The sequence below is a fragment of the Bartonella sp. PS7NMGDW genome, from assembly GCF_042193585.1.
In the GTDB taxonomy this organism is placed as follows: domain Bacteria; phylum Pseudomonadota; class Alphaproteobacteria; order Rhizobiales; family Rhizobiaceae; genus Bartonella; species Bartonella grahamii.
Genome location: NZ_JBHILX010000035.1, coordinates 1 through 4,442 on the forward strand (window position 1 = coordinate 1; position 4,442 = coordinate 4,442).

The window sequence follows — 4,442 nt, forward strand, 5'->3', positions numbered from 1 at the left end:
ATCAAGAAAGGCTTTATGGATTGTCCCGCTATTACCATTCAAAGACCGGATGGTACAGAAAAGGTCCTGCCTTCAACAAAAATCACATCTAGAGGATTAGCTTGTTTGAGAGAACAAATCCATGGAGGTGTACAATGAAGGTAGATACCAACTTCTTATGTGATTTGTGGATAGCATTGTTTCAGTTTTCCAATCATCACAGCATTGGAGATGAGGATTGCACTGCCATAATTGAGATTATGGGCATGGTGGAAAAAGCTTTAGTTTTAAAGCTTCAAAATGAATTGCCCAATTGTACAAAAATATTGGCAGTTCTTACAGATTTTGGCGATTCAGAATTACCGCATAGCATGAATCCGTTATTGCAAGCTTATGCTCCTACTTTGGAAAACCCGATTGCAAAAGTCGCTTAGACCTACAACATAATTTTATCTCCTCGCCTTTGAAGACGAGGAGGTGGTTAAACCCTACATTCAAATTTATTGATTTTGGCAAATTCGTCTGCTTTTTTAGTTTGTAATATACTAACGTCATAAGCAGCTTGCATGTTAAGCCAAAATTCAGCAGTAGTATCAAAAAAATAGGCTAATCTGAGAGCAGTATCGGGAGTCACTGGACTATTTTCAGCAACAATACGTTCTATTCTCGTGCGTGGAACATTTAATGCTTTTGCAAGAGCATAAGCAGAGAGGGCATATTCTTTTAAATATTCCTCTCGTAAAATTTCTCCGGGATGAATAGCAATATAATTTTTCATCTCGACCTCCTACAGATCAATGATAATCTACGATTTCAACTTCACTTGCCATGTGACAAAGGTATTGGAAGTTGTTCTCCATTATGTTGCATGTCCTCAACAACTTCTGAAACAAGGTCCATAATACCTTTTAAAGCTTTCTCTGCTTGAGCATCTAACCATGAAAGGGATGGGAATTCTGCACACAACCCAACATATTCCTCATCTTCTTGCGACCACAAAACACGATAGGTATAATGATTATTGTTCATGTTCATCCTTTCTTATATCCTCTACAGAGGATATTGGTCAATTACGATGGCTTTTTCGTAAATCTCGTTCGATGAGATGTCGAACATAGCGTGTGTAAGGGATAGCTTGATTTTTAGCTTTTTCCTTTAAAGCCTTCATAAGTGCTTGAGGTAAGCGAATATTCATAGAGGCTTCTTTAGGTAAGAATTCAAAATGAACAGGCTTAAAACCAGTTAAGTCATAATCAGTAAGGTCTGCAGTATCAACAAAGTTTTCTGCTTCTTCATCCGTCTTAAAAACGGGCATTTGTTTTAATTTAGAGGTTTTCATAAAAATCAATCTCCTTTTGGTGCATATAACGAGCGCTAATAGGACGTACAAACAATTCGTTCTTTATTGTTCTTAAGGTAAAAACTAAAAAAATATATCGTTCATTATAGCTTCGTCCAATGGCTCTGAAACGCTCTTCTTTAATATTGGGGTCATGCTTTATGACGAGATTTCCAGGTTTAGTGAATAAATACTCAATTTCTTTTTTAGAAACTCCATGTTTGGCACATTTTGGCCAGTTACCATCATCCCAATTTATGCCATGAACTTTGATGTTTGCTACCATAACGTATGTATATCAAAATGTATCCACAAATACAATAAAAATGATTAAAATCAATCTGTTTAAACAGGAACACTCATGCATCCGAGAGAAACGATAAGAGAAACATTTGTTACGTTGATCAAAGCAGCAAAGACGGCAGCTGGTGACAATGTTTTCAATATGCGTGATTTCAACTTCTCCCCTGAGAACACGCCTGCAATTAATATCTCAACACAAAGTGAAACGATTGAAGATGGCTATGATTATGGAATAAGGCGGCGTGTTTTAACGCTAGATGTTGAATGTTATGCGACATGTGAAGATGGAGCACGTTTTGTTGACCAATTGGCATGGGAAGTTGAGGAGGTTTTCTACGCTAATCCCAATCTCAATAACACAGTTGAGACATGCCGCCTGCAAAATATTGCTTTTGCCTTTGGTGATAATGGCGCCCTAGCGCTCCATGGTGCGATTCTAACCTTTGAAGTCATTTATGTGACAAATATCCCCAACATGGATGAAGAAGAAGGCAGTGTAACAGCAAAACTCGTTGAACCTTTCTTAAGCTTTGAACCAGAAACAGGCGTGAGAAATAAAGATAAATACCATAAAATTGAAGGTGGACATGTTAGAGCGGCGCGATAAAGAAATCACAGATCTAAAGAGACGTGTGGCCAATATGGTTGTGGTGGGAAAAATTAGCCATGTCGACCATAAAAACGCACGCTATCGGGTAAAAAGTGGCAATCTTGTCAGTGACTGGATTCCAGATACACAAGCCCGCGCCGGTAAAACACGCTCTTATGAAGGGCGTGATATCGGAGAGCAAGTAGTTGTTATCTCGTCATCAGGGGATTTATCACAAGGGGTGATTGTTGGTTCACTTCACACCGATGCTAATCAAGCAGCCGATAAAGGCAGCACTCACCGAACGATATACCCTGATGGAACCAGCCTTGAATATGATGATGAACAAAACACTTATGGAATTCACATCAAATCCGGCGGAAAATTTATCCTGACAATCGCTGATGGTGTGTCACTAAAAGGTGATGGGGGCAAGCTAGAGCTTACCGCACCGGAAGGCATAAAGATTGTTTCAGAAAGCGATATAAATTTAAACGCAAAAGGCGGCATCTCTTTGAAGGCTGGTGATGGCATTTCACTGAATTCGAATGATAGTCTCTCTCTTCATTCTGGGAATAATGTTTCCATTCACTCAAGTGGATTAAGACATAACGGTACCAATGTAGGAGCAACACATGTTCATGGTGGTGTTTCCCCTGGTGGCTCGATGACAGGAGGTCCCAATTGAACATTGGAATGGACCGTACAACAGGAAAGCCATTAACCGGAATTGATCATTTGCGCCAATCAATCCTTGATATTTTGTCAACGCGGATTGGTTCGCGTGTAATGCGGCGTGACTATGGTTCACGCGTTGCTGAACTCATTGATGCACCGGTTAATAATGCTTTTGCTGTTGCCCTTTATGCTGCTGTTGCTGAGGCTTTAGACAAATGGGAACCGCGTTTTAAATTGAAAAAAATTGATTTTAAAATGGTTGATGCTGGACAAGTTTCTTTGTCCTTTGAAGGCATTTATTTGCCTTCAGGTAAGCCCATTACCATGGAAGGATTACTGATAAAATGAATGGAGTACTTGCAAAACCGGAAATCATCACAGAACTTTCTTTTGAGGAAATACGCGCTGCTGCTCTTGCCCATTTAAAAGAGCTTTTGCCGGAATATACCATTCTTGAAAGTGATCCGGCTGTAAAAGTCATTGAGGCTTTTAGCTATCGAGAGTTGCTTTTAAGACAGCGTATTAACGAAGCGGCACGCAACAACATTCTTGATTTTGCAACCGGTGAATCTCTTGATGCTTTGGGAAACTGGCATGGTCTTGCCCGCATGGAGGGTGAAAGTGACGAGAGATATCGTGAACGCATAGAGCTTCATGCCCGTGGTGGCAATGGTAGCGGGACAGAGCCCTATTACAAGCTTATAGCCTTAACAGCAGATAGTCGTGTTAAGGATGCGATTGTTTACCGTAAAGGCAAAGACCCAACCATCTATGTTGCTCTTTTTGGCAACAATGAAGAAGGAACGGCCTCTGAAGATCTCATACAAACAGTCTCAGAAGCTCTGCACAGAAAAAATATCATCATGACCAATGATACAATCATTGTTCACGCTGCTGTCAAAAAAGTGCTGGATTTAGAGGCAGATGTTTGGCTGTTACCAGAAACATCTTTGAAAATTCTTACAACAATGGAAACAAATTTAAGAGCAGCATGGAGACAAGAACAAGCCATTGGTCGTGAATTAAGTTTGTCGTGGTGGATTTCAAAATTAATGATTGCTGGTGTCCAAAAAGTCATTGCCATTACACCAACACAAGACAGTATGGTTTGTGATGAAGAAGTTTTATCGATTGGAAAAATCACCTTAAACTTCAAAGGGCGTGCGCGCTAATGGTTGGTTCCCTCCTTCCCACAAACGCAACAAAATTTGAAAAGCGCCTTGCCGATGCTTGTGATTTTCATCAAGATGTTGATGGTTCTGTTTTGGGGATTTCACGTTCTAAACTGATCACACGCCCTCCCCGTTTCTTACCGTGGTTGATTGAAGAATACGGGCTTGGAGAGCTTACGCCTTATGTTCCAAACCTCTATGATTTGATTGATCAAGGGCTTCAATGGCAGCGCTTGCGCGGCTCCCTTGCGGCAATAGAGATGGGGCTTGAATGGCTAGGGATTTCTGCACGCTTTCAACCCGCTTGGACGGGGCGGGTATGGTGGAATTCCTTTCAACTTGATTTTGTTCAGTTGCCTGAACGCAAAAGCCTTGAAGTCAT

Annotated in this window: 9 protein-coding genes and 1 pseudogene; 6 read left to right on the forward strand and 4 right to left on the reverse strand. The window is 40.7% G+C overall.

Going from position 1 to position 4,442, the window contains the following annotated elements; genetic code table 11:
- The first annotated feature begins 134 nt into the window (after nt 1-134).
- Nucleotides 135-413, forward strand: coding sequence for a hypothetical protein (locus ACFIKJ_RS08570; protein WP_375652124.1), 279 nt, complete (start codon nt 135-137; stop codon nt 411-413).
- Nucleotides 414-460: 47 nt separating this feature from the next.
- Here the strand turns inward: ACFIKJ_RS08570 and ACFIKJ_RS08575 are convergent, their stop codons facing one another.
- The 4 genes and pseudogenes from ACFIKJ_RS08575 to ACFIKJ_RS08590 form a co-directional block, all read right to left on the reverse strand.
- Nucleotides 461-757, reverse strand: a complete 297-nt coding sequence (locus ACFIKJ_RS08575) for a HigA family addiction module antitoxin (protein WP_375652125.1) — start codon at nt 755-757, stop codon at nt 461-463.
- Between the two features lie 44 nt (nt 758-801).
- Nucleotides 802-1,008 (reverse strand): annotated as a pseudogene (locus ACFIKJ_RS08580) (toxin-antitoxin system HicB family antitoxin); the annotation flags it as partial.
- A gap of 37 nt (nt 1,009-1,045) precedes the next feature.
- On the reverse strand, nt 1,046-1,318 hold the full coding sequence (locus tag ACFIKJ_RS08585) for a CopG family antitoxin (RefSeq protein ID WP_012754724.1): 273 nt from the start codon (nt 1,316-1,318) through the stop codon (nt 1,046-1,048).
- On the reverse strand, nt 1,305-1,604 hold the full coding sequence (locus ACFIKJ_RS08590; RefSeq protein WP_375627496.1) for a BrnT family toxin: 300 nt from the start codon (nt 1,602-1,604) through the stop codon (nt 1,305-1,307). Before ACFIKJ_RS08590 ends, ACFIKJ_RS08585 begins: the two co-directional genes overlap by 14 nt.
- 75 nt (nt 1,605-1,679) lie before the next feature.
- On the opposite strand from ACFIKJ_RS08590, the gene ACFIKJ_RS08595 reads away from it, so the two are divergent.
- From ACFIKJ_RS08595 to ACFIKJ_RS08615, 5 genes are all read left to right on the forward strand, one after another.
- Nucleotides 1,680-2,228, forward strand: coding sequence for a hypothetical protein (locus ACFIKJ_RS08595; protein ID WP_375653119.1), 549 nt, complete (start codon nt 1,680-1,682; stop codon nt 2,226-2,228).
- Nucleotides 2,209-2,898 (forward strand): phage baseplate assembly protein V, encoded by a 690-nt coding sequence (locus ACFIKJ_RS08600; RefSeq protein ID WP_375670487.1) that lies wholly within the window; start codon nt 2,209-2,211, stop codon nt 2,896-2,898. The genes ACFIKJ_RS08595 and ACFIKJ_RS08600 overlap by 20 nt, the downstream gene beginning before the upstream one ends.
- A complete protein-coding gene (locus ACFIKJ_RS08605; RefSeq protein WP_375670488.1) occupies nt 2,895-3,236 on the forward strand; it encodes a GPW/gp25 family protein in 342 nt (113 codons plus the stop codon). Before ACFIKJ_RS08600 ends, ACFIKJ_RS08605 begins: the two co-directional genes overlap by 4 nt.
- Nucleotides 3,233-4,060, forward strand: coding sequence for a baseplate J/gp47 family protein (locus ACFIKJ_RS08610; protein WP_375626976.1), 828 nt, complete (start codon nt 3,233-3,235; stop codon nt 4,058-4,060). The genes ACFIKJ_RS08605 and ACFIKJ_RS08610 overlap by 4 nt, the downstream gene beginning before the upstream one ends.
- On the forward strand, nt 4,060-4,442 hold a 383-nt coding region (locus tag ACFIKJ_RS08615), incomplete at its 3' end, for a phage tail protein (RefSeq protein ID WP_375670489.1). The genes ACFIKJ_RS08610 and ACFIKJ_RS08615, both read left to right, overlap by 1 nt.

Coding starts and splice junctions, on each gene's coding strand:
- ACFIKJ_RS08570 (WP_375652124.1), top strand. CDS start 135: ATGAAGGTAGATACCAACTTCTTATGTGATTTGTGGATAGCATTGTTT.
- ACFIKJ_RS08590 (WP_375627496.1), bottom strand. CDS start 1,604: ATGGTAGCAAACATCAAAGTTCATGGCATAAATTGGGATGATGGTAAC.
- ACFIKJ_RS08595 (WP_375653119.1), top strand. CDS start 1,680: ATGCATCCGAGAGAAACGATAAGAGAAACATTTGTTACGTTGATCAAA.
- ACFIKJ_RS08585 (WP_012754724.1), bottom strand. CDS start 1,318: ATGAAAACCTCTAAATTAAAACAAATGCCCGTTTTTAAGACGGATGAA.
- ACFIKJ_RS08575 (WP_375652125.1), bottom strand. CDS start 757: ATGAAAAATTATATTGCTATTCATCCCGGAGAAATTTTACGAGAGGAA.
- ACFIKJ_RS08600 (WP_375670487.1), top strand. CDS start 2,209: ATGTTAGAGCGGCGCGATAAAGAAATCACAGATCTAAAGAGACGTGTG.
- ACFIKJ_RS08610 (WP_375626976.1), top strand. CDS start 3,233: ATGAATGGAGTACTTGCAAAACCGGAAATCATCACAGAACTTTCTTTT.